Source organism: Neobacillus sp. OS1-2 (genome assembly GCF_030915505.1).
Taxonomy (GTDB): domain Bacteria; phylum Bacillota; class Bacilli; order Bacillales; family Cytobacillaceae; genus Neobacillus.
Genome location: NZ_CP133265.1, coordinates 1,973,571 through 1,998,527 on the forward strand (window position 1 = coordinate 1,973,571; position 24,957 = coordinate 1,998,527).

Annotated in this window: 21 protein-coding genes and 1 pseudogene; 20 read left to right on the forward strand and 2 right to left on the reverse strand. The window is 41.7% G+C overall.

Annotation, left to right across the window (positions count from 1 at the left end):
* Positions 1-22 precede the first annotated feature (22 nt).
* From RCG19_RS09670 to spoVT, 6 genes are all read left to right on the forward strand, one after another.
* Positions 23-979: a ribose-phosphate diphosphokinase gene (locus RCG19_RS09670; RefSeq protein ID WP_166243856.1), complete on the forward strand. Its 957-nt coding sequence runs from the start codon at positions 23-25 to the stop codon at positions 977-979.
* A 95-nt stretch (positions 980-1,074) separates the two neighbouring features.
* The gene (locus RCG19_RS09675) at positions 1,075-1,704 is read left to right on the forward strand and encodes a 50S ribosomal protein L25/general stress protein Ctc (RefSeq protein ID WP_308110658.1); all 630 of its coding nucleotides are present in this window, start codon (positions 1,075-1,077) and stop codon (positions 1,702-1,704) included.
* 138 nt (positions 1,705-1,842) lie between these two features.
* On the forward strand, positions 1,843-2,403 hold the full coding sequence (gene pth / locus RCG19_RS09680) for an aminoacyl-tRNA hydrolase (protein WP_308110966.1): 561 nt from the start codon (positions 1,843-1,845) through the stop codon (positions 2,401-2,403).
* A gap of 146 nt (positions 2,404-2,549) precedes the next feature.
* Positions 2,550-2,780, forward strand: coding sequence for an anti-sigma-F factor Fin (locus RCG19_RS09685; protein WP_166243860.1), 231 nt, complete (start codon positions 2,550-2,552; stop codon positions 2,778-2,780).
* 245 nt (positions 2,781-3,025) lie between these two features.
* Positions 3,026-6,562, forward strand: a complete 3,537-nt coding sequence (gene mfd, locus RCG19_RS09690) for a transcription-repair coupling factor (RefSeq protein WP_308110659.1) — start codon at positions 3,026-3,028, stop codon at positions 6,560-6,562.
* 261 nt (positions 6,563-6,823) lie between these two features.
* On the forward strand, positions 6,824-7,360 hold the full coding sequence (spoVT, locus tag RCG19_RS09695; RefSeq protein WP_166243864.1) for a stage V sporulation protein T: 537 nt from the start codon (positions 6,824-6,826) through the stop codon (positions 7,358-7,360).
* A 40-nt stretch (positions 7,361-7,400) separates the two neighbouring features.
* Here the strand turns inward: spoVT and RCG19_RS09700 are convergent, their stop codons facing one another.
* Positions 7,401-8,558, reverse strand: a complete 1,158-nt coding sequence (locus RCG19_RS09700; RefSeq protein WP_308110660.1) for a pyridoxal-phosphate-dependent aminotransferase family protein — start codon at positions 8,556-8,558, stop codon at positions 7,401-7,403.
* A 141-nt stretch (positions 8,559-8,699) separates the two neighbouring features.
* Complete coding sequence (locus tag RCG19_RS09705) at positions 8,700-10,397, reverse strand: L-lactate permease (protein WP_308110661.1); 1,698 nt, start codon at positions 10,395-10,397, stop codon at positions 8,700-8,702.
* Between the two features lie 300 nt (positions 10,398-10,697).
* Between RCG19_RS09705 and RCG19_RS09710 the strand changes: the two genes are divergently transcribed.
* The 14 genes and pseudogenes from RCG19_RS09710 (at position 10,698) to RCG19_RS09775 (ending at position 24,774) form a co-directional block, all read left to right on the forward strand.
* Positions 10,698-11,435: a FadR/GntR family transcriptional regulator gene (locus RCG19_RS09710; RefSeq protein WP_308110662.1), complete on the forward strand. Its 738-nt coding sequence runs from the start codon at positions 10,698-10,700 to the stop codon at positions 11,433-11,435.
* 204 nt (positions 11,436-11,639) lie between these two features.
* A complete protein-coding gene (locus RCG19_RS09715) occupies positions 11,640-12,356 on the forward strand; it encodes a (Fe-S)-binding protein (RefSeq protein ID WP_166243872.1) in 717 nt (238 codons plus the stop codon).
* 37 nt (positions 12,357-12,393) lie between these two features.
* Positions 12,394-13,821, forward strand: a complete 1,428-nt coding sequence (locus RCG19_RS09720) for a LutB/LldF family L-lactate oxidation iron-sulfur protein (RefSeq protein ID WP_308110663.1) — start codon at positions 12,394-12,396, stop codon at positions 13,819-13,821.
* Between the two features lie 2 nt (positions 13,822-13,823).
* On the forward strand, positions 13,824-14,543 hold the full coding sequence (locus RCG19_RS09725) for a LutC/YkgG family protein (protein WP_308110664.1): 720 nt from the start codon (positions 13,824-13,826) through the stop codon (positions 14,541-14,543).
* Positions 14,544-14,647: 104 nt separating this feature from the next.
* Positions 14,648-16,270, forward strand: coding sequence for a putative polysaccharide biosynthesis protein (locus RCG19_RS09730; protein WP_308110665.1), 1,623 nt, complete (start codon positions 14,648-14,650; stop codon positions 16,268-16,270).
* Positions 16,271-16,274: 4 nt separating this feature from the next.
* On the forward strand, positions 16,275-17,750 hold the full coding sequence (gene mazG / locus RCG19_RS09735; RefSeq protein ID WP_308110666.1) for a bifunctional methyltransferase/pyrophosphohydrolase YabN: 1,476 nt from the start codon (positions 16,275-16,277) through the stop codon (positions 17,748-17,750).
* 99 nt (positions 17,751-17,849) lie between these two features.
* Positions 17,850-18,115, forward strand: a pseudogene (locus RCG19_RS09740) (RNA-binding S4 domain-containing protein).
* 72 nt (positions 18,116-18,187) lie between these two features.
* Positions 18,188-18,490 carry a sporulation protein YabP gene (yabP, locus tag RCG19_RS09745; RefSeq protein ID WP_308110667.1) on the forward strand — a complete coding sequence of 101 codons (303 nt, stop codon included), beginning with the start codon at positions 18,188-18,190 and terminating at the stop codon, positions 18,488-18,490.
* Complete coding sequence (gene yabQ, locus RCG19_RS09750) at positions 18,487-19,119, forward strand: spore cortex biosynthesis protein YabQ (protein WP_308110668.1); 633 nt, start codon at positions 18,487-18,489, stop codon at positions 19,117-19,119. The genes yabP and yabQ overlap by 4 nt, the downstream gene beginning before the upstream one ends.
* 13 nt (positions 19,120-19,132) lie before the next feature.
* Positions 19,133-19,516, forward strand: a complete 384-nt coding sequence (locus RCG19_RS09755; RefSeq protein WP_308110669.1) for an FtsB family cell division protein — start codon at positions 19,133-19,135, stop codon at positions 19,514-19,516.
* A 94-nt stretch (positions 19,517-19,610) separates the two neighbouring features.
* On the forward strand, positions 19,611-20,042 hold the full coding sequence (locus tag RCG19_RS09760) for a S1 domain-containing RNA-binding protein (RefSeq protein WP_308110670.1): 432 nt from the start codon (positions 19,611-19,613) through the stop codon (positions 20,040-20,042).
* Between the two features lie 443 nt (positions 20,043-20,485).
* The gene (spoIIE, locus tag RCG19_RS09765; RefSeq protein WP_166243890.1) at positions 20,486-22,954 is read left to right on the forward strand and encodes a stage II sporulation protein E; all 2,469 of its coding nucleotides are present in this window, start codon (positions 20,486-20,488) and stop codon (positions 22,952-22,954) included.
* Positions 22,955-23,054: 100 nt separating this feature from the next.
* Positions 23,055-23,792 carry a vWA domain-containing protein gene (locus RCG19_RS09770; RefSeq protein WP_166243892.1) on the forward strand — a complete coding sequence of 246 codons (738 nt, stop codon included), beginning with the start codon at positions 23,055-23,057 and terminating at the stop codon, positions 23,790-23,792.
* Positions 23,761-24,774: a protein kinase domain-containing protein gene (locus tag RCG19_RS09775; protein ID WP_308110967.1), complete on the forward strand. Its 1,014-nt coding sequence runs from the start codon at positions 23,761-23,763 to the stop codon at positions 24,772-24,774. Before RCG19_RS09770 ends, RCG19_RS09775 begins: the two co-directional genes overlap by 32 nt.
* Positions 24,775-24,957 lie beyond the last annotated feature (183 nt).

Here is a 24,957-nt window from a genome sequence, read left to right on the forward strand (position 1 = left end):
CAATGATAATGGGAGGCCCATCATGTCAAATCAATATTTAGATCCAAATTTAAAGGTGTTTAGTTTAAATTCAAATCTGCCCCTTGCACAAGAAATCGCTAAGGTTATTGGTGTGGAACTCGGAAAATGTTCAGTCTCAAAGTTTAGTGATGGAGAAATCCAAATTAATATTGAAGAAAGTATCCGTGGTTGTGATGTCTATGTTATTCAATCAACTAGTTTACCTGTAAATGATAATATTATGGAATTATTAATCATGATTGATGCTTTAAAGCGTGCTTCAGCAAAGACAATCAATATTGTTATGCCATACTATGGCTATGCACGTCAGGATCGTAAAGCACGAGCTCGTGAACCGATTACAGCTAAACTTGTGGCAAACCTGTTAGAGACTGCCGGTGCAACCCGTGTTATTTGTTTGGATCTCCATGCACCGCAAATTCAAGGATTCTTTGATATTCCAATTGATCATCTTATGGGTGTACCAATTTTATCAGAGTACTTTAAAAACAAGGAATTGCTTGGTGACATTGTCATTGTTTCCCCAGACCATGGCGGGGTAACAAGAGCACGAAAAATGGCAGAGCGTTTAAAAGCACCCATTGCCATTATCGATAAACGCCGTCCAAGACCGAATGTGGCTGAAGTGATGAATATTGTTGGTAATATTGAAGGGAAAGTAGCGATCTTGATTGATGACATCATTGATACAGCAGGAACAATCACTCTTGCTGCCAATGCTTTAGTAGAGAATGGGGCTGCCGAGGTGTATGCGTGCTGTACACATCCAGTATTATCAGGTCCAGCGATTGAACGTATTGAAAACTCGAAAATAAAAGAATTAGTTGTTACCAACTCGATTTCTCTTCCAGAAGAGAAAAGAAGAGGAAAAATTGTCAATCTATCTGTCGCTCCATTACTTGGTGAAGCAATCATTCGTGTCCACGAAGAGCAGTCTGTAAGTACACTGTTTGATTGATATAAAAAGCGGTAGCGTTGGAAAATAAACATGTTTAGTCCTTCCTGTTTTGGGGTATTTTAAATAGATACTAAAGTAGGAAGGTGACGAAACATATGGGTACTGTTTTACAAGCAAAGGAACGGAAGGAACTCAAGTCTTCTGCTCTAAGGAAAATCAGGGAGGCTGGAAGCATCCCCGCCATTATTTACGGTGCTAGATTTGAGAGTAAACCGGTATATGTGAGCTCGGCAGATTTAACAAAAACACTTCGAACGGTTGGCAGGAATGGAGTCATTTCCCTTGATGTGGATGGCAGCAAGCATGATGTGGTGTTAACCGACTATCAAGAGGATGCTTTTAAAAAAGGAATTCTCCATGTAGATTTTCTAGCCGTGGATAAATCTTCAAAGATTAATGTTGATGTCAAGCTTGTCCTTGTTGGAGAGGCAGCAGGTGTAAAAGATGGTGGTGTCCTACAGCAACCTGTTCACCAATTATCGATTACGTCTACTCCTGACAATATTCCGGCGCAAATTGAAGTAGATATAACGAATCTGCAGGTAGGAGAAACCGTTTTGGCTGGTGATATTCCATCTGCCGGTGCCTTTACGATCAACCATGAGGATGATGAAGTGATCGCCTCCATCCTACCTCCAAGACAGGAAGAGGAAATTAATGCTGGCGAGCAACAGGACGGCGGGCATCCAGATCAAGAAGAAGGTAGAGAAACGACTCCCGCCTAAAGCTGAATAAGAGAAAAGACGTAACCTTAAATGGTTACGTCTTTTAACGCATAATCAAAAGAATTATTATATAATGGGAGAATAGCGATGTTTCGAAAAATTTTTAACAGGTTTGCTGAACCGAAAGAGGTGGGACCCATGAAATGTATTGTTGGTTTAGGTAATCCTGGGAAGCAGTATGAACAAACAAGACATAATATCGGCTTTGAAGTCATTGATGCCTTGGCTAATCTATTTTCCATCCCGTTAAATCAATCAAAATTTAAAGGTATGTATGGGATTGGTACTTATAATGGGGAAAAGATATTACTTTTAAAACCATTAACCTATATGAATTTGTCGGGAGAATCAATCAGAGCGGTCATGGATTACTATCAAATAGAGGTAGAGGATTTAGTAATCATTTATGATGATCTTGATCTGCCAGTCGGGAAGATACGGCTTCGTCAAAAAGGGAGCCCTGGCGGCCACAATGGAATTAAGTCTACTGTTGCCCATCTTGGTACGCAGGAATTTAACCGTATTCGAATCGGCATTGACCGTCCTAAAACAGGAATGAGTGTACCTGACTACGTTCTTGGGCGTTTCAGCCCCGATGAAATGCCATTTACAAAGGAAGCCGTGAAAAGAAGTGCGGATGCCTGTGCGTCCTGGCTTGAAAAACCGTTTTTGCAAGTCATGAATGAATATAATCAGTAATTGTTCATGATACAAGTCTTTCTTTCATACAATAAAGCAAAACTGTGGAAAGTAGAATGCAGGGCTATGTTAGCATAAACTAGGTGAATAAGTTCCTCCTATCAGGTTAATACTATGAAGGAATCGTAGATTAGGGAGGGACCCGTGTGACCATCCATTACCATTGTCGTCATTGTGGTACAAAACTTGGTTCCATTGATAAAGCATCGGTACACTCAGAAACCCTTGGTCTTCATAAATTAACGGATCAAGAAAGACAGGAAATGGTTGCTTATGACGCATCTGGTGATATTCATATAACAGCCATTTGCGAGGACTGCCAAGAGGCATTAGAGCGGAACCCAGATTACCATCAATACGATTTCCTTATTCACTAAAATTGTCCAGCTCCAGCGCCCTAGCGGCTAGTGCCCTTCGCTCTCCGCCCTACGATAAGTCAACATCGAATCGCCTCCGGCTCTTCGTGTTTCCTTTATCTCAGTTGGAGCGCTCCAGGCCATACGCCGCTGACCAGGGCGCTTACGCTTTTCTATTAGCTTTGGAAGCCCTCCAAAGCGTTTTTCTATTTATTATTTTTACTATATAAATGCTAGTAATATGAAATAAGAAGGGGGGAGAAACCTTGAACGGTTTAAAGTCATTATTCCTGCATCAGGAAGATATTCACTCGATGATTGCCGGGATTGAGGGAGGATTAAAGGAACAGCTTGCAGCCGGTTTATCTGGATCGTCAAGAACGGTACTGACCGCTTGTATTTACGAGCAGATGAAACGGCCAATCATGCTTGTTACCCATAATCTATTACAAGCGCAAAAACTCTATGATGATATTGTCAATCTATTAAGTGAGAGGGAAGTATTTCTTTTTCCTGCCAATGAGGTAATCGCGGCTGAGCTTAGCATTGCGAGTCCGGAATTAAAAGCGCAAAGAATAGAGGCCTTAAATTATTGGAGCAGGTCAGACAAAGGAATTATAATTGTCCCAATTGCCGGCTTAAAGAAAATCATTCCTCCGAAGTCCTTATGGAACTCTTATCAGCTGAAGTTAGCAGTTGGCCAGGATATCGATATCGATAAATCGCTCCATACCTTTGTTAAAATGGGTTATGTCCGTGTTGAAATGGTGACCACGCCAGGGGAATTCAGTGTCAGAGGCGGGATCATTGATATTTATCCGCTTACGGAGGCAGATCCGCTACGGATCGAGCTATTTGATACAGAAATCGACTCAATCCGTTATTTCTCTCTTGATGATCAACGCTCCAAAGGAAAAATCAAGGAAGTGTTGATTGGGCCCGCAACAGAAATTCTGTTAGAGGCAGAGGATTATAGCAGAATGATTTCAAAGCTTGAAACTGGATTAGCGCATAGCTTAAAGAAGTTAAAAGACGATAAAGCGAAAATACAGCTCAACCAGAATATCAGCCATGATCTTGAACAGTTAAAGCATGGGCAAAAACCTGACCAAGTCTATAAATACTTATCACTCGCATACGACCAACCTGCTAGTTTACTAGACTACCTTCCACGGAATGGTCTTGTGTTTATTGATGAAATCAGCCGGGTTCAAGAGATGAATGATTCCCTTGTGAAAGAGGAAGCCGAGTGGTATACAGGGTTACTTGGTGAGGGGCAAATCATCCATGATTTACATATTTCCCATGACTTACAAGCGATGCTGCAGAAAAAGGAATTCCCTATTCTTTATATGTCCTTATTCTTACGTCATGTAGCCAATACGAGCCCGCAAAATATCATTAATATTTCCTGTAAGCAAATGCAAAATTTCCATGGGCAAATGCATCTATTAAAAGCAGAAGTTGACAGATGGAAAAAGGGGAATTATTCAGTTGTCTTTTTAGGCCAGGACGAAGAGCGGGTTAAAAAGTTAGAGCGTGTGCTCGAAGACTATGAAATTGATGCCACTATCGTTAAAGATGGCCAACAGATTTTACCTGGCAGAATTCAGATTATGAAAGGAAACCTGCAATCAGGGTTTGAACTTTCTATCCAGAAAATGGCCATTATCACGGAAGAAGAATTATTTAATAAACGGGTGAAGAAATCTAAAAGCCGGCAAAAATTATCGAATGCAGAACGGATTAAGAGTTATTCTGAACTTAAGATTGGCGATTATGTGGTTCACGTCAATCACGGGATTGGGAAATATCTTGGAATTGAAACCCTTGTCATTAACGGGGTTCATAAGGATTACCTGCACATCCGGTACCAGGGAACAGATAAGCTGTATGTTCCAGTGGAACAAATCGACCTTGTCCAGAAATATGTTGGTTCGGAAGGGAAAGAGCCCAAAGTATACAAGCTGGGCGGCAGTGATTGGAAGAAAGTTAAGAAAAAGGTTGAATCCTCTGTCCAGGATATTGCCGACGATTTAATTAAATTATATGCAGAACGTGAAGCGGCTGTAGGTTACGGGTTTTCACCGGACGGTGATATGCAGCGGGAATTTGAAACATCCTTTGCCTACCAGGAAACAGAAGACCAGCTTCGCTCTATCGTTGAAATCAAAAGGGATATGGAAAGAGCACGCCCAATGGATCGTCTCTTGTGCGGTGATGTCGGTTATGGCAAAACAGAGGTTGCGATTCGCGCCGCCTTTAAAGCGATTGCTGATGGGAAGCAAGTAGCCTTTCTCGTGCCAACGACTATTTTGGCACAACAGCATTTTGAAACATTAAGGGAGCGCTTTCAAGATTATCCGATTAATATTGGGTTATTAAGCCGTTTCCGCTCGAAGAAGCAGCAGACGGAAACCATGAAGGGTTTAAAAGCGGGGACGGTCGACATTGTGGTCGGTACCCACCGTCTGCTCTCAAAGGATATTGTCTATCGTGATTTAGGACTGTTAATTATTGATGAAGAGCAACGATTTGGGGTTACCCATAAAGAAAAGATTAAGAAGTTAAAGACGAATGTCGATGTATTAACCTTAACGGCAACGCCCATCCCAAGGACACTCCATATGTCGATGCTTGGTGTCAGAGATTTATCCGTTATTGAAACACCGCCAGAGAATCGGTTCCCGGTGCAGACCTATGTCATGGAATATAATGGCTCGTTAGTGCGGGAAGCGATTGAACGGGAGCTAGCCCGCGACGGACAAGTCTACTTTTTATATAACAGGGTTGAAGATATTGAACGGAAAGCTGAGGAAATATCGATGCTAGTCCCTGATGCACGGGTTACCTGTGCCCATGGGCAGATGACGGAAAATGAATTGGAATCTGTCATGATTAGCTTCCTTGCTGGTGAATTTGATGTTCTTGTCAGCACGACCATTATTGAAACTGGTGTAGATATCCCGAATGTGAATACCTTGATCGTTTTTGATGCCGACCGTATGGGACTTTCCCAGCTTTATCAGCTCCGCGGCCGTGTTGGAAGATCCAATCGCGTCGCCTATGCGTATTTTACCTATCGTAAGGATAAGGTGTTAACAGAGGTGGCGGAAAAACGCCTCCAGGCCATTAAAGAGTTTACGGAGTTAGGTTCCGGCTTTAAAATTGCGATGCGTGATTTATCGATTCGCGGCGCTGGAAATTTATTGGGTGCCCAGCAGCATGGTTTTATTGACTCAGTCGGTTTTGATCTTTATTCGCAAATGCTAAAAGAGGCAATTGAAGCGAGAAGGGGAGAACTCGGTGCAGAAGTAAAGAAATCAGTTGAAATTGACTTAGAAATTGATGCGTATATTCCGGATACGTACATTAAAGATGGTCATCAAAAGATTGAGATGTATAAGCGGTTTAGGGGGCTTGAATCCATTGAGGAAATGGAGGAACTCCAGGAAGAGATGCATGACCGCTTTGGTGAATATCCAGCAGAGGTGGACTACCTTTTCCAAATTGCTGAAATAAAAGTGTATGCTCTTGAAAATGGAGTCGACCAAATTAAACAAGCGAAACAAGAGGTGACCATTTTTATCAATGATCAGGTTACTAACACCATTGATGGCGCAAAAATATTCCATATTGGCAGTAAATTTGGCCGTAATGTAAATCCAGGGATGGAAGGCACCAAATTAAAAATTGTGATCAAAACAAAAGAATATGATACTGCACAATGGCTTCACATTGTCAGAGAGATGGTGAAAGGTATTCCGCTAGCTAAACGGGAACGGGAAAACCCTGTTAAGTAATAAAAAATAATTCGATTGTGTATAGAACTTTCCAGATGAAAGATACTAAGTTCAAAGTTGGTAAATGAGGATTATTATCTTAAAAAGATAACGGTCTAGCTGCAGCGCCTAGGGGCTCGGGGTCATAAGCCAATCAGTCAAGAAGGCTAAAGAACAGCCTTCTCGCCTGCTCGTCTTATGCCTGTCGCCCCTGGTCAAGGCGCTTCCGCTTTTCTGATTACCAAGTTGAAAAATCATCAGATGAAAGTGAGGCAACATTGGATGAAAGCAACTGGAATAGTTCGTCGAATCGATGATTTGGGTCGTGTCGTCATTCCCAAAGAAATACGCAGAACCTTGCGTATTCGTGAAGGGGACCCGTTAGAGATTTTTGTGGATCGAGACGGGGAAGTCATTTTAAAGAAGTATTCACCAATCAGCGAATTAAGCGATTTTGCCAAAGAATATGCAGAAGCCCTATTTGATAGCCTCGGTAACCCTGTTTTAATCTGTGATAGAGATACTTATATTGCTCTTGCTGGTAGTTCTAAAAAAGATTACTTAAATAAGAATATCAGTGATTTAGTGGAAAAAACAATGGAAGAGCGGAACTCGGTGATCCAAACACAGCAAGGCGATATTGCACTAGCTGATGGTAATGATGAAACCGTATCCTCCTATACTATTGGACCGATTATTGCCAATGGTGACCCTATTGGTGCCGTTATTATTTTTTCTAGAGAAGGTACACTTGGAGAAGTAGAACAAAAGGCAGTTGAAACAGCTGCAGGTTTCCTGGCAAGACAGATGGAGTCATAATTAACATGAAAAAAGGCAGCCGAGGCTGTCCTTTTTTATGTTATTTCCGGTGGGCTGTCAGAAATACGTTCTGTGCAGCGCTCACTCCGGCTCCTGGTTCAAAGGAATAGGAGAAGTCTTGTAGGCCTGCCTCCATGAGTGAAACAGCTTCAAGGATGTCGCTAGGAAAACAGTAACCCATATGGCCAAATCGGAATACCTTTCCTTGCAAGGACCCTAGCCCGCCAGCAAAATCAAGGTGATATTTTTGCTTTAGATGGCCAATAAATGAAGAAAGATCCAATCCCTCAGGTGTACGTATAGCCGTAATCGTTGGTGAAGCGTACTCGTCACTCGTCAACAACCCGATAGAAAGGGACTTCATTGCCGCACGAACCATGTCTTTCATAAGCTCATGTCTTGCAACCGTTTGCGAAAAACCACCTTCCGCATCAATTAAATCGCATACCGCAGAAAGCCCGTAAATGAGGGAAACAGCAGGGGTGTTAGGTGTCATACCCTTCACGGCCCAATCACGATAACTAAGTAAATTCAAATAATAAGCTGCTGTCTGATTTTCCTCGATTACATTCCATGCCTTTTCACTAATGCTCAACAGGGCAAGTCCAGGTGGAAGCATCATCGCTTTTTGTGACCCGGTTACTAAAATATCAATTCCCCATTGATCCATTTCAGCAGGTGCACCGCCAATACAACTGACTCCATCAACAATAAATAGTGCATCCGAACAAGTATGGACGACATGTGCTAATTTATCGATAGGGTTTAAAATCCCCGTTGATGTTTCGTTATAGGTGGCAAAGACTGCCTTAATGTTTGATAAAGGTTTAAGAAACTCAGTAAGATCCTCCTCACTACATGCCTCGCCCCAAGTCTTTTCAAGCTTATGTACATGGAAACCATATTTCTCACAAATAGAGACAAAATAGTCGCCAAAGGCGCCAACTGTGATGACCACAACTTCTTCTCCTCGAGAAACCGTGTTGACCGCTGCGGCTTCCAATGCAGCCGTACCACCTGACGGCAACAGCAGAATATCCTGTTTCGTACCGAAAATAGGTTTCACACGATTTGTGGTTTCTTGATATAAATGGACGAATTCCTCGCTGCGATGACTGATCATATCCTGATTCATTGCTTGCAGCACTTTCTTAGGGATTGGGGTAGGTCCGGGATGTCTTAAAATATTTGGATACATACGTTTCCCTCCAATTGTTTTTTACGAATTTTAGTTATGCTACTTAAATTATAGCCCATTTTTATCGGCAATAGGAAAAGTTTCCCGAATAAAAAGGGCTCTATCCAGAAAAGGACTGAGCCTAAGTAAGACATTCAAATTTTACGGAATCATAAAAGTTAGGACAGTGTTTTGCAGCCAAACGATGACTCCAACTATAATAACTAAGAAAATGCTGTGTTTTATTGTAAAACGAAAGAGCTCTGATTCTTTTCCGACTAGCCCAACTGCGGCACAGGCAACAGCAATTGATTGCGGCGAAATCATTTTACCGGTAACACCACCTGAAGAGTTTGCTGCAAGTGCTAGGATTGGATTCATACCAATTGATTCCGCTGTGACCTTTTGTAAGTTGGCGAACAAAACATTTGCTGAAGTATCGGATCCTGTTACAAATACTCCTAGCCAGCCAAGGAAAGGTGAGAAGAATGGGAAAAAGGTTGATCCTGTTTTAGCTAGGGCTAGTCCAAGCGTCGTACTCATTCCGGCCACGTTGATGACATAGGCAAAACCCACCACTGAGGCGATGGTCATGAGTGGGAATTTCACTTCGTTCAATGTTTCGCTAAACGTTCCAACCCATGTTTTCCAAGACATTTTTACAATAAACTTTGTGATGATGGCTGCGATTAAAATGGCTGTACCAGCAGCCGCTAAAAGCTCAACCTTATAAAATGCCGCGATTGGCTCGGCACCTGCTTTACTAAATACTTTGTTATGGACCAATGGAACCTCAGGTATAAAGGTTAAGACATGTCCGACTGAATTAACGGCTTTTAGGATGGCATTAGCCCCTTGATAGTGACCGCCTAAAGCAAGTTTAATGGCAGGAATTCCCCAAAGTGTGATCGTTGCCGTTAGCAGAACAAAGGGTGACCATGCTTTAAATATTTGTCCGCCTGTGTAATGTACTTCTTTTGATGTGTTATTTTTGACGGCAGCAGTTGCTGCAAGTTCTTGTTCGGCAGAAAAGCGGAAAATGGTTTTCGGCTTCCAGAAATTTAGGAATATAGCCAGGGCGACTAAAGATACTAATGATGATAAAATATCGGGAAGCTCTGGTCCTAAAAAGTTTGATGATAAATACTGTGTAACGGCAAAGGAAATACCTGATACCAGAACGGCAGGCAAAACTTCCATCGTTTTTTTGAAACCAGCCATAATGAAAACAAGGTAAAAGGGAATAAATACAGATAAAAATGGCAGCTGACGGCCGATCATTTTTGAAATTTCAGTTGCCGGAATCCCCGAAGGCCCTTCCATTGCAATAACAGGTGCACCAATGGCGCCAAAAGCAACCGGTGCGGTATTGGCAATCAGGCATATACCGGCAGCATAAAGCGGGTTAAATCCTAATCCAACTAATAATGCGGCTGAAATAGCTACCGGCGCACCAAATCCTGCAGCCCCTTCCAAAAAGGCCCCAAAAGAGAACGCTACCAATAATGCTTGTAATCGACGGTCCTCCGTAATAGATAACACAGAGTGACGAATGATATCAAATTGACCTGATTTTACAGTCAGTTTGTATAAAAAAACTGAGGCAATAATGATCCAGCCAATCGGTAAAACTCCATATACAGCCCCCTGTGTTGCCGACATTACGGCCATTCCAGCCGGTACTTTATAGGCAATAACGGCAATAATAATAGCAAGGATTAATGTTGTAAGACCAGCAATATGCCCCTTCATTCTTTTTATAGCTAATGCCCAAAAAAAGTAAAGGATGGGTATTAGTGCAACAATCGCGGTAAGTCCAAGATTGTTCCCAACAGCGGTAAAGTTTTGAGTAAATGTCATTCGCAAATTTCCTCCCAAATAGATTTGTTTGTTGAATCTTCCCCTGATTCATTGTTCGTTCTCCTTTAACGGAGTAATCGCTTACAAATGTTGGTGACTAGGTCATCAGATGATTAGATGTTTAACAAGCTGATAAGATGAATTATATGGATATTAAAATAAAATTACAATAGAAAATTTACATTTTTCCATAATTTATGTTTAGCTTTTAAATGGCCAATTCATTTTCTCGATAATTTTTCGAAAAAGGGTATAATTAGATTTACGATAACCTGACGTATTGTTAAAGGGGCTCAGTGAATGGAATATAAAAAGATCAAACCGAAGAAGATTTATGAAGAGGTTGCCGAAGCAATCTATGAGATGATTCGGGCAGGAAGGCTAAAACCGGGTGAAAAAATAGACTCTGTTCAACAACTCGCTGAAAGCTTTCAGGTAGGACGTTCTGCGATTCGTGAGGCATTAACGTCATTGCGTGCAATGGGACTAATAGAAATGAAGCAAGGGGAAGGAACCTTTGTGAAGGAATTTGAAAAAGACCAAATTACTTTCCCACTGTCAACTGCCATTTTAATGAATAAGGAAGATATTGCTGAGTTAGTAGAGGTACGAAAGATTATTGAAAGCGGGACAGCAGCCGCCGCCGCCAAACGAAGAACGGAACAGCATCTAGCTATGATGGAGGCTGCACTTGAGGCAATGAATGGGGCAAAAGGGAATGAAGAACTAGGTGAAAAAGCCGATTTACAGTTTCACCTGGCACTAGCTGATGCCGCACAAAATCAGTTGCTGGCGAGTTTAATGAATCATGTTTCCGATTTAATGGTGGAGACCATGCGAGAAACACGCAGGGTATGGTTATTTTCAAAACAAACAACATTAGAGCGGTTATATCATGAGCATTTGGCGATATATGAGGCAATTAAGAATCAAGATGAAACCGAAGCGCGAAATAGGATGCTGATTCATCTTGGAAATGTGGATAAGATCCTGAAAGAATATTTCCAGCATACGTCGATGTTTAATCATGAGAAATAGGATAGAAAAGGAGTTCTCACACATTGAGAGCTCTTTTTCTATCCCTTAACAAGGTGGAAAATCATCTTTTTTGATGAAAACCCTTTCTCCTCTTGCAATTTTTGATGTAGAATATAGAATATTAACATTGTTAGGTCATCAGATGACCGGTTTACCAGTTTGCTATGTTTGAAAATTTTAAAAAAGTGAGAGAGGGAGAAAAAAATGAAGGTTTCTCTTTTTGCAACATGTATCGTCGATATGTTCCAGAGCAATGTAGGAAGGGCGACAGTTGAACTACTTGAAAGACTTGGGTGCGAGGTTGAATTCCCGGAGTCTCAAGTATGCTGCGGCCAGCCAGCTTATAATAGCGGTTATGTCAAGGAATCAAAAGAAGCGATGAAGAGAATGATTGAAACGTTTAATCATGCCGAATACGTTGTTTCACCATCCGGCTCATGTGCGTTTATGTTTCACGAATATCCTCATATTTTTGCAGGAGATCCTGTCTGGGAGCCAAAGGCAAAACAATTAGCGGAAAAGACTTACGAACTGACGCAATTTATTGTGGAGGTTTTAAAAATTGAAGATGTTGGCGCTACTTTAGAGGGAACGGCTACCTACCATACTTCTTGTCACATGACACGATTATTAGGGGTAAAAGAACCGCCAATGATTCTATTAAAAAATGTGAAAGGATTGAAGTTCACAGAATTACCAGGTAAAGAACAATGCTGTGGCTTTGGCGGAACCTTCTCCGTAAAAAACGCTCAAATATCAGAGCAAATGGTCGATGAAAAGGTTCGTCATGTCGAAGAGACAGGGGCTGAGTATCTGATCGGAGCCGATGGTGCCTGCTTAATGAATATTGGCGGCCGAATGGAAAGGGTAGGCAAACAGGTAAAAGTCATGCATATTGCTGAAGTATTAAATAGCCACTAATGGGTCACTGCTTTTTATAGACTGGGGGGAAATTCAAATGGCAATGAAGATTAGTACGGAAAAGTTTAAAGATCGTGTTGATCATGGCATTCATGATCAATTTATGCGGGGTGCTGTCGCCGGTGCCCAAGATGGTATGGGGATTAAACGAAAAGTTGTCACAACTGATGAATTAGATAATTGGGAGGATTGGCGCAATCATGGCGAGGAAATCCGCCAGCATGTGCTTGAGCACCTCGATTATTATTTGGAGCAGTTAAGCGAAAACATTGCTGCGCGCGGCGGCCATGTCTTTTTTGCGCAAACGAAGGAAGAGGCCAATGATTATATTAGAGGTGTTGTACAGCGTAAAAACGCCAAAAAGGTCGTTAAGGCGAAATCAATGGTAACAGAGGAAATCAGCTTAAATGGGATGCTGGAGGAAGAAGGCTGCGAGGTAGTCGAGACGGATCTCGGGGAATATATTCTCCAACTCGATGAGCATGATCCGCCATCACATATTGTGGTACCTGCACTTCATAAAAACAAAGAACAAATTCGTGATGTCTTTGCGAAAAAACTTGGTTATACGAAAACGTCAAAACCCGAGGAGCTTGCCTACCAAGCACGTGTGACGTTGCGTGAAAAATTCCTTGAAGCCGATATCGGGATTACCGGCTGTAATTTTGCAGTGGCTGAAACGGGTTCCTTTAGCTTAGTGACGAACGAAGGAAATGCTGATTTAGTCACGGCCTTGCCAAAAACACAAATCACTGTTATGGGAATGGAACGAATTGTTCCTACTTTTGAGGAAATGGAAGTCCTTGTTAGTATGTTGACGCGCAGTGCGGTTGGACAGAAGCTAACCAGTTATATTACCGTTTTAACTGGTCCGCGTGAAGAATTGGATGTGGACGGCCCCGAGGAATTTCACCTTGTCATTGTTGATAACGGCAGATCAGAAATTCTGGGAAGCGAGTTCCAATCCATCCTTCAATGTATCCGCTGCGGGGCTTGTATCAATGTATGCCCTGTTTATCGTCATATTGGCGGTCATTCCTACGGATCCATCTATCCAGGGCCGGTAGGTGCCGTTCTTTCACCATTACTAGGGGGATATGATGAATATAAAGAGCTTCCATATGCCTCTACCCTTTGTGGTGCATGTACGGAAGTCTGTCCAGTGAAAATCCCATTGCATAATTTGCTTCATCAACACCGGGTAAACATTGTTGAAAAGGAAGGGAAAGCACCTGTTTCTGAAAAGCTATTAATGAAGGCATTTGGGCTTGGCGCTTCGTCACCTGCTTTGTATAAATTTGGTTCAAAAATTGCACCTGCTGCCATGACGCCATTTACGTCGGGCGATAAAATCACCAAAGGGCCGGGGCCGCTTAAGGCTTGGACGGATATACGGGAATTCCCTGCTCCAAATAAAGAGAGATTCAGAGATTGGTTTAAACAGCGCGAGAAAGGAGACAACTAAACATGAACGGCACCATCCAAAACCAAGATCAATTTTTAAATCAACTTGCCAGCCGTCTGAACCGGCCGCGAATTTCGACTCCAATTGAAAGGCCGAACTGGAAGTTTCAGCCACAATATGAAGTATTAAAGGATGCAACACAGGATGATCTTTTAGCTGTCTTTGAGGAACATTGCAAAAAGATCCATACAAAGATGTATACAACTGACTTAAAAGATTTGTCAGCTGTCGTAAATGATGTGGTCCTTGACTATGGCGGCGGCCCAGTTGTGACGTGGAAAGATGACAGGTTCTCTGAGTGGGGGCTAGATTCCCTATTTAAACAAAAATGGCCGATGCAAAAGATCGATATGTTTGAGTGGGACTATACCTTAGGTGAAGAGAACATTCATCATGCAGAAAAGGCGAATGTCGGCATCACAATCAGTGAAATAACCCTTGCTGAATCGGGTACAGTGGTCCTTTTTAGTAATAAAGATAAGGGCAGAACGGTCAGCTTCTTACCGGCAACATCGATAATGTTGATTCCGAAAAGCAGCCTTGTTCCGAGAATGACTCAGGCAGCAGTGAAGATGCGGGAAATTTACGAAGAGACCGGACACGTAGCCTCCTGCATCAATTTTATTACCGGTCCAAGTAACTCGGCTGATATTGAGCTGAACCTTGTCGTTGGCGTACATGGCCCTATAAAGGCAAGTTATATTGTCATTAATGATTTATAATAAGAATGTAAGGTATGAGAACCAGGTATTTGCCTGGTTTTTTTAATTGTCAATTACCACAATGTGCTATAATTACCTTCTTAGTTCATTTAGTAGGTGAAGCAATGAATACCATGAATCAATCAAAATCCCTATTTAAAGGGGCTTTTATTTTAACAATCGCTGCGATCTTGACGAAAATATTAAGTGCCTTTTACAGGATTCCTTTTCAAAATATTGTCGGCGATATTGGTTTTTATATTTATCAACAAGTGTACCCGTTTTATGGGATGGCAATCGTCTTGGCGACAACAGGATTTCCTGTTGTCATCTCCAAACTTTATGCAGAACAAAGGGAAACAGGCAACGATTCAAAATCGCGACTACTTCTACTGGTGGCCTTTGTTTTTTTACAAGTAGTTGGCATTATTTGTTTTTTAGTGCTCTATATCGGTGCAAAAGGAATAGCCAACTGGATGAATGACCCCCAGCTAGCTATTCTTTTAAGGGTTGTTTCAATTGTGTTTTTAACCTTTCCGCTTGTTTCAATATTAAGGGGATATTATCAAGGGATTGGCAATATGGTTCCTACAGCCCTCTCACAGGTTGGTGAACAATCGGTTCGGGTGCTGACAATATTGTTCCTATCGTATCTTTTTATGCAAAAGGGCTATTCCCTTTATTTAGTGGGTGGCGGGGCAATGTTTGGCTCAATTACCGGGAGTATTGTAGCCGCCGTTATTTTGTTTATGTTTTTGTTGGTTCGTAAAGAATGGAAAGAGGTCAAACCGGAACAGCGAATGTCTCAAAATAGCTGGACGGAGGTCAAAGGGATTGTAAAGGCTTTGATTTTCCAAGGGCTGATGATTTGTTTAAGCGGGATGCTGATGATATTTATTCAATTAGCAGATTCCTTAACGCTCTATCCTTTACTTGTTGCAGGTGGCATGGAAGCGGATCTGGCGAAAAGCATGAAGGGGATCTTTGATCGCGGCCAGCCGTTAATTCAGTTAGGAACTGTTGCGGCCACCTCCATGGCGTTAACCCTTGTGCCGCTTATTAGCCGGGCACGCTTGGCGGAAAAGTCGGATGAACTGCATGATAAGGTCCAATTGGCGCTCAAAGTTAGTACGGTGATCGGGTTAGGTGCATCTGCTGGTTTATGGGCCATTATTGAGCAAACGAATACCATGCTATTTGAAAACCAATGGGGGTCATCTGTACTGGGAGTACTCGGGTTTGTCATTCTTTTCACCTCGATCATCTCAACAGTGATTGCCATCATGCAGGGACTTGGCAGCCTACTATTTCCGGCATTTGCTGTGGTAGTCTCTTTTCCACTAAAATATAGTTTAAATAGTATCTTTATTCCGTTATATGGAACCATGGGGGCCGCTATTTCATCCCTGCTTTCATTAGGTTTGGTCTCGTGCTTGTTGTTCCTTAAATTTAGAAAAATGACTATACGACCGCTTTTCGATTGGCATTTTATCAGAATTGTTCTGATGGCAGCTGTTTTGCTGGTTCTGTTCTTAAAAGGTTATATAGTTGTGACAGATTATGTGGTGAACCTCTTCGTATTGCATCGTTTAGGTGCTGCTATGCAAGCTTTAAGTGCTGTGGGACTTGGCGGCCTGCTCTTTTTATTGGTGATCATTCGCGGAAACGTCTTTCGTGAGGAAGAATTGGCCTTATTCCCGTTCGGAAGTAAATTAATACATCTAATAGCACGAAAGGATAGGAGATAATCAAATGGAAAAAAGAATTGAAATAGTGGGCTTAGGAGCTGGAGACTTGGAGCAGTTGCCAGTTGGTGTTTATAAAAAATTACTTCATGCAGGCGGTGGCTTATTTTTACGAACAAAAGAGCATCCGGTGGTGGCGGATTTAGAAAAGGAAGGGCTGACGTATATTTCCTTTGATACTGTTTACGTGAAACACGAACAGTTTGAGGCGGTTTATGAGGAAATTGCCCAGGCACTGTTGCAAAAGGCAAAAAGTGAGTCGATTATTTATGCTGTTCCGGGACACCCGCTTGTGGCCGAGCGTACGGTACAACTTCTTTTGGAGTATGCGCCAAAAGAAGGGGTTGAGGTAATCATTGGCGGAGGGCAAAGTTTTATTGATCCACTATTCTCTGCCTTAAAAATAGACCCTATTGAGGGGTTCCAACTACTGGACGGGACGTCGCTTCTGTCAAGCCAGCTGCAAATCGAGCAGCATATCTTTATTAGCCAGGTGTACGATCAATTTGTGGCATCCAACGTAAAGTTAACCTTAATGGAAAAGTTACCTGATGATTACGAGATCTATATTGTAACAGCAGCCGGAAGTAATCAAGAAGTCATCGAAAAAGTGCCATTGTATGAGTTGGATCGAAATGTCTCGATTAACAACCTAACCACTGTTTATATCCCGCCGGTGAGGGAAGAACAAATCTTATTGAAGAATTTCTCTAAGTTAAGGGAGATTATTTCTGTTTTGCGAGGACCAAATGGCTGTCCGTGGGATAAGGAACAAACACATGAATCATTAAAGAAATATTTAATAGAAGAAACCTATGAGGTTATCGAGGCTATTAATGACGGCGATATTGACCATTTAATAGAAGAACTAGGGGATGTGCTGCTGCAGGTGATGCTCCATGCACAAATTGGCGAGGATGATGGCTATTTTTCCATTGATGACATTATTGAGGTGTTGTCAGCGAAAATGATCCGCCGCCATCCGCATGTGTTTGGTACAGGGAAGGCAGAAAGTGCGGAAGAAGTAGTGCAGAACTGGCAGGAAATAAAGCAACAGGAAAAGGGCGGAGTGGAACCAACTACATCCATGCTTGCGGGTGTCTCAAAAGCACAGCCCAATTTACTACGGGCGTATGAGCTGCAAAAGTTAGCGGCAAAGGTTGGCTTTGATTGGCAGGAAATTACCCCTGCCTTGGCGAAAGTGAAAGAAGAGCTCGATGAATTTGTGGCAGAATTAGACGGGACGGCGGAAGGTCTACTGCTTGCTAAAAAGGAATTTGGAGATTTGGTATTTGCCTTTGTCAATGTCGCCAGGTTTTTAAAGATTCATCCGGAGGAAGCCTTATTTGAAACAAACGAAAAGTTTATCCGTAGGTTTCAATACGTGGAGGAAAGCGTACAGAGAAGTGGCAGATCGTTTGAGGAGCATACACTTGAGGAGCTTGACCACTATTGGGACAAGGCAAAGGGTAAAGGATTATAAGAAAAGCGCAAGCGCCCTGTTCAGCGGGCGTTAGAGCTGGACATTTCTCAAAGCCCCATGAGATACATTCTGATAATGGAAAATAGGAGGATTGGCAATATGCGTTTAGATAAGTTTTTAAAAGTATCAAGATTAATTAAAAGAAGAACGTTGGCAAAGAAGTTTCTGACCAAGGTAGAATTGAGGTTAACGGGAAAGAGGCAAAAGCCAGCACAACTGTTAAGGTCGGTGATGAATTAACCATTCGTCTTGGAAATCGCAAGGTGACGGCAAGAATAGACCGGATTCAGGAAACATCACGCAAAGATGAAGCGGCGGAGATGTATACGATTTTAACTGAAGAGAGACTTGGCTCAAACGACTAAAGCTGTTCTATTTTTACTGCCCTGCACATACATTTTACCAAAGGTTGTACAAATGATTGTGGGGGATGTAGAGTGAGCCAATATTATGATAACCAGCCGACGAAGAGTAGTGTGCCGGATCATGATGTCATTATGAGAGGAAGAAAGCTTCTCGAAATTACCGGTGTCAAGCAAGTAGAAAGCTTTGATAATGAAGAATTTTTATTGGAAACGTCAATGGGGTTCTTAGCGATAAAGGGACAAAACTTAACAATGAAAAACCTTGATGTTGAAAAAGGGATTGTCTCCATTAAAGGTAAGATATTTGATTTAGTCTACTTAGATGAGCAGCATGGGGAGAAAGCTAAAGGTTTCTTTAGCAAGTTATTTCGATGACCCTTTCGACGCAATTTTTAACAATGCTTTCAATGGTTGGCATGGGGTCGTTATTTGGCGCTATGTTTGATACGTACCAGCGGTTTTTAAAACGACCAAAACAACGAGCTTGGATTGTTTTCCTTAATGATATCTTATTTTGGATCATTCAGGCTTTGATTGTTTTTTATACGTTATTCTTAGTGAATAATGGGGAATTGCGATTTTATATCTTTATTGCCCTTGTTTGCGGGTTTGCGGCCTACCAGAGCTTGTTTAAAGGGTTTTATCTACGTTTATTAGAGATCGTGATTCAAACAGTTATCTCCATCGTGACGTTTTTGAAGAAAACCTTCCAGCTCTTGATCTATAAACCTGTCGTGGGTCTTATTCAACTTGTGATTACGATCATTCTTGCACTTGGCAGGGGACTATTAACCCTTGTCAAATTTGTTTTTAAGCTTGTATTATTGGTATTGAAGATCATTTATGTGCCATTAAAAACAATTGTGTCATTATTTTGGAAATTTATGCCGAAAGGTATTAAAAATTCCGTCGAGAAGTTATATAATAGAACGGCAGGAATTTTTGAAAAAATAAGGAATTATAGTAGTAAATGGATAGATAAATGGAAAAGTAGAAAAGAGTGAGGAGGGAAGGGAAGTGGACGCAGATCGGAAAAAAAATGTGTCAAAAATCCAGACAACCTATGTTGAGCAAAAAGAATATGCTGAAATTGCCTCTGCTAGAAAAAGAAAACTATTACTAAGGCGATTATCCTTATTTTTTGTTTTTGCTAGCTTACTATCGTATCTGATGATTTCCAGCTATATTTCCCAGACCGCAAAACTCCAGGAAAAAGTTGCCCAAAAGAAGAAGTCTGACCATGAACTTTCTGAATTAAAGAAGCAGCAAGAAGTTCTGAAAGAGGATATTATTAAATTGAATGATGATGATTACATTGGGAAGCTGGCTAGAAAAGAGTACTTTTTCTCGGAACCAAATGAAACAATCTTTAACCTTCCTGATGAAAAGAAAGAAAATTGACCCATTGTCGCGTGTTATTGACACTGAATTTTTCTGTTTTGTATAATATAGAGTAATCTTGATTTTTATACTTTTAAGGAGGAACGTTCTTTTTATGTCAATTGAAGTAGGCAGCAAGTTACAAGGAAAGGTAACAGGGATTACAAATTTCGGTGCGTTTGTGGAGCTGCCAGATGGCTCAACAGGACTCGTTCACATTAGTGAGGTTGCTGATAACTATGTGAAGGACATCAATGATCACCTAAAGGTTGGCGATCAGGTTGAGGTAAAAGTCATCAATGTTGAGAAGGACGGAAAAATTGGTTTATCGATTAAAAAGGCAAAGGATAGACCCGAACCTGAAAGAAGACAACATTCACATTCGCAACGTCCTCGTCAAGGCCGGCCAAACGATCGTAACAACAACAAAGGGGAAACCTTCGAGTCAAAGATGTCAAAGTTCCTAAAAGACAGTGAGGATCGTTTATCTTCCCTGAAGCGGCACACGGAATCCAAGCGTGGAGGAAGAGGAGCTAAGCGGGGGTAGCTTGCTGCTGTTTAATTGAATAATGCAGGTTTTCACCTTACAGATATAGTAAAAGACAAGTCAAAAGCGACTTGTCTTTTTTATTGTCAAGGAAATTATAGATTCATACTAGTATGGATAACTTGGAATAGTTATCTGAATCCAGCTCCAGCGCCCTAGCGGCTAGTGTCCTTCGCTCTCCGCCCTACGATAAGTCAACATCGAATCGCTGACGCTCTTCGTGTTTCCTTTATCTCAGTTGGAGCGCTCCAGGCCATACGCCGCTGACCAGGGCGCTTACGCTTTTTGTATTATTCCTTTATACGACATGATTATGTTGTTTGGGTAATTTTAGTTGAATTGCGTCGAACGATTATTTTATCTTGTTCACTATTTTGACAAACTTTTAAGTCTATTAATTTTATAATAGTGGGCAACGATGAAAGTATAGGGAGAGTGATTTAATGGAAAAGACAAACGTGAGTTTTATAGAGCCGGTCGGAGAAGTCAGCCTTCATTCATCTAAATGGGATCCGGGTAGATTCTTTAGGAAAATTCAATTCGCGCTTGAATCCTTTTTTATCAAAAAGGGTTATCTCTTATTATTAGTGGGATTTTTGCTTGGACGAGCCTTAATTTTGGCGAAGCTCACCCCGTTCAGTCTTCCTTTCTTTGCTTCTGTTTATTTAATTAAAAGAGATCGGGCACCGCTTGCCCTGATTGGACTGATTGTGGGGGCCGCAACGGTTTCATTATCCAATGCCGCTTTCACTTTCAGCGTCACTATTGTCTTTTTGATTATATTTCGCATCAGTCAAAAGTGGCTGACAAATGAAATGCGATCACTGCCTTTTTTTGTCGGCATTATTCTTGGAGTAGGGAAATTTGCCGAAGCCTTCATCATAACGAAACAATTAACGCTATATGATGTCATGATGGTGGGTGTGCAGGCAAGCCTTGCGTTTATCTTAACACTTATTTTTTTACAGAGTATTCCGTTGTTAACTTTGAATAAACGCCGGCAATTGTTAAAAACGGAAGAAATCGTTTGCTTGATCATCATGCTGGCCTCCATTTTGTCCGGAACAATTGGCTGGAAGGTGTACGATATGTCGGTTGAACATATCATGTCGAGATATTTAGTTTTGGTCTTTTCGTTTATTGCCGGCGCAACCGTTGGCTCTACTGTTGGTGTCGTGACGGGCTTAATATTTAGCCTTGCAAGTGTATCAAGCTTCTATCATATGAGTCTTTTAGCCTTTTCGGGTGTGCTAGGGGGCTTGTTGAAGGAAGGAAAAAAAATAGGTGTCTCCATCGGCTTGTTTATTGCTACCCTGCTCATCGGAATGTATGGTGAGGGCGGCAGTTCTATCCTAAAGACGGTTATGGAATCCAGTGCCGCTGTTCTTTTATTCCTCTTAACACCACAAGCGTTTACTTCAAGATTAGCAAAATATATCCCTGGGACACCGGAATACACAGCAGAGCAACAAAAGTATATGCGTAAAATGCGCGATGTGACTGCACAACGGGTTTCACAGTTTTCGGGTGTCTTCCATGCCCTTTCACAAAGTTTCTCACAAATGGAAATATTGTCAGAGGATGATGAACAGGACCGAGAAATGGATTTCTTCATGAGCAATGTCACGGAAAAGACATGCCAGACATGCTTTAAAAAAGAACAATGCTGGGCAAAGAATTTTAATACAACCTATGCTTATATGGAGGAAATTATTCACGAAATGGATCAAAACGCAGGGAATGTTTCTCCGAGGCTGTCAAGGGAATGGGAAAAGCATTGCTCCCGTTCCAAGAAGGTCTATGAAACCATCGGCCAAGAATTAACCTTTTTTCAGGCCAATTTAAAATTAAAAAAACAAGTACGGGAAAGCCGCAAACTGGTGGCCGACCAATTACTTGGTGTTTCTGAAGTAATGGAAAACTTCGCAAAGGAAATTCAACGGGAAAGGGAAAATCATCATAAGCAAGAAGAACAAATCATGGAGGCGATTCAAGAGTTTGGGATCCATATCGAACAGGTTGAGATCTACAGTCTTGAACAAGGGAATATTGATATTGAAATGGCAGTCCCATTTTGTAATGGCCATGGAGAGTGTGAAAAACTGATTGCACCGATGTTGTCCGATATTCTTGGTGAAACGATTATCGTAAACAAGGAGGAGTGTGCGACAAACCCTAGCGGCTTCTGTCATGTCACCTTTAGATCGTCAAAAGCCTTTACAGTGGAAACAGGGGTAGCCCATGCCGCTAAGGATGGCGGGTTAATATCAGGTGATAGTTATTCCACCATTGAGCTGGGGCTTGGAAAGTATGCCATTGCCATTAGTGATGGCATGGGCAACGGGGAGAGAGCTCATTATGAAAGTAATGAAACCCTGCAGCTTTTGCAAAAAATCCTCCAATCCGGGATTGAAGAAAAGACAGCAATTAAATCGATTAATTCGATTCTATCATTGCGGACAACCGACGAGGTTTTTTCTACTTTAGATTTGGCAATGATCGATTTGAAAAATGCCTCCGCGAAATTTTTGAAAATTGGCTCCACACCTAGTTTTATCAAAAGGGGAAATAAAGTTATTAAAATCCAAGCGAGCAATTTGCCAATAGGGATCCTACAGGAATTTGAGGTCGATGTCGTTAGCGAACAATTAAAAGCAGGTGATTTATTAATCATGATGAGCGACGGGGTATTCGAGGGTCCGAAACATGTAGAAAATTATGATCTATGGATGAAACGAAAAGTACAGGAATTGGAGACAGATGATCCGCAAGCGGTAGCTGATTTAATTATGGAGGATGTAATCAGGTCAAGATCGGGATTAATAGAAGATGATATGACGGTGACGGTGGCAAGAATCAAACATAATACACCGAAATGGGCATCGATTCCCGTTTATAAAAAACAAGCCTAAGTCTAATCGATTATTTTACACTCTCCTCGATTAAAATATGTATAAATCACCCTGTTCCCGTCGAAAATGGTACAAATACGTTTCGTGGAGGGAGAAGGTTATGTATACAGGGAAGATCCGGCAAATATTATTGATTACCGATGGTTGCTCGAACCAAGGAGAAGATCCGATTGCCATGGCGGCACTCGCGAAGGAACAAGGAATAACTGTGAATGTAATCGGTGTCATCGAAAAGGATGTGATTGATGAAAAGGGAATGACTGAAATTGATGGCATTGCGATGTCAGGCGGTGGTGTCAGTCAGATTGTTTATGCTGAAGCACTTTCTCAAACCGTGCAAATGGTCACCCGTAAAGCGATGAACCAAACCATCCAAGGTGTGGTGAATTCCCAATTACAACAAATATTAGGTCGCTCGCAAACGATGGAGGACTTGCCGCCAGATAAACGCGGCGAGGTTATGGAGGTTGTTGATGAATTAGGAGAAACTGTCGAATTGGAAGTGTTGATTCTTGTCGATACAAGCGCAAGCATGAAACAAAAGCTGCCAACCGTAAAAGAGGCACTTCTCGACCTGTCCCTAAGCCTGAATGCTCGAACAGGTGAAAATCAATTTTCCGTTTATGTATTTCCCGGGAAAAAGAATGATGTCGAAAAATTGCTGGATTGGACACCGAAGCTGCAAGTTTTGACGAGTGTATTTTCCCAACTGTCAACAGGAGGGATTACACCGACTGGCCCGGCATTACGGACGGCGTTAACCGCCTTCAATCAAAAACAATCACTAAGGAGCCTGCTTTCACGTGATGATGAATCATACTTTGAAGAATCAATGTAAGGTAAGTCCGGGAACCATCATTTCTGGGAAATGGCATTCACAAAACTATACCATTATAAAAGAGTTAGGATTTGGTGCAAACGGGGTGGTCTACCTTGCAAAACACAAAGACACACGTGTAGCCTTAAAAATGAGTGATAACGGTATGTCCATCACCTCTGAGGTGAATGTGTTGAAATCCTTTGCAAAGGTCCAGGGGCCCGGAGCCCTCGGGCCTTCTTTACTTGATGTTGATGATTGGTTATCACCTCGCGGCCGAGTATCCTTTTACGTCATGGAATATATCCAAGGCCCTGACTTCCTCACCTTTTTGCAGGAGAAAGGGAAATCGTGGACAAGTGTGTTATTTTTGCAGCTGCTTAATGATTTGGATCAGCTTCATGAAAATGGCTGGGTATTTGGTGATTTAAAACCAGAAAATCTAATTGTTACCGGACCGCCCCCGAAAATAAGATGTATAGATGTGGGCGGCACAACTATTCAAGGTAGAGCAATTAAGGAATTCACGGAGTTTTATGACCGGGGTTATTGGGGGTTAGGATCTAGAAAAGCAGAGCCATCCTATGATTTATTTGCCGTTGCGATGATCATGATTAACACTGCCTATCCAAAACGATTGACTAAAACAACTGGGGGTATTTCTCAGCTCCGAGAGGCAGTAAGGCAAAAGCCGGAATTATTGAAGTTTGAAACCGTAATCGTAAAAGCGTTGCAAGGGCATTACAAAAGTGCTAAGCAAATGCGGGCTGATTTATTTGACAGTCTAGTGGAGCAAAAGGCTCCTGCTCCCCCGTTGCGTACACCTGCAGCCGCTAGGCATACTTCAGCCCAAACACTAAGGAATACTACTAAGGGCGGTCAAGCGCCTTCAAGGCGTGCATATCGACGAAAAAAGAAAAAAAGCGGTTGGCTGGAGTTTTTATTTATAGTCGTTGTCCTGGGCATTTTATATGCATGGTATACATTTAATAATTTACCTTAATATTTGAAACCAATTGGTCCTTTGTCCGTAAATAAAGGAGTAACATTTTAGAATGACGTTTCATTCATAAAATGGAAAAATTTCAACTTGGTTTGTAGCACCTATGTTTTGATAGTTAATCATGATTAGTGGTAAGCTAAAAGAAAAGTGGAAGCGCCTAGGCGCTGGAACTGGACAATTCTC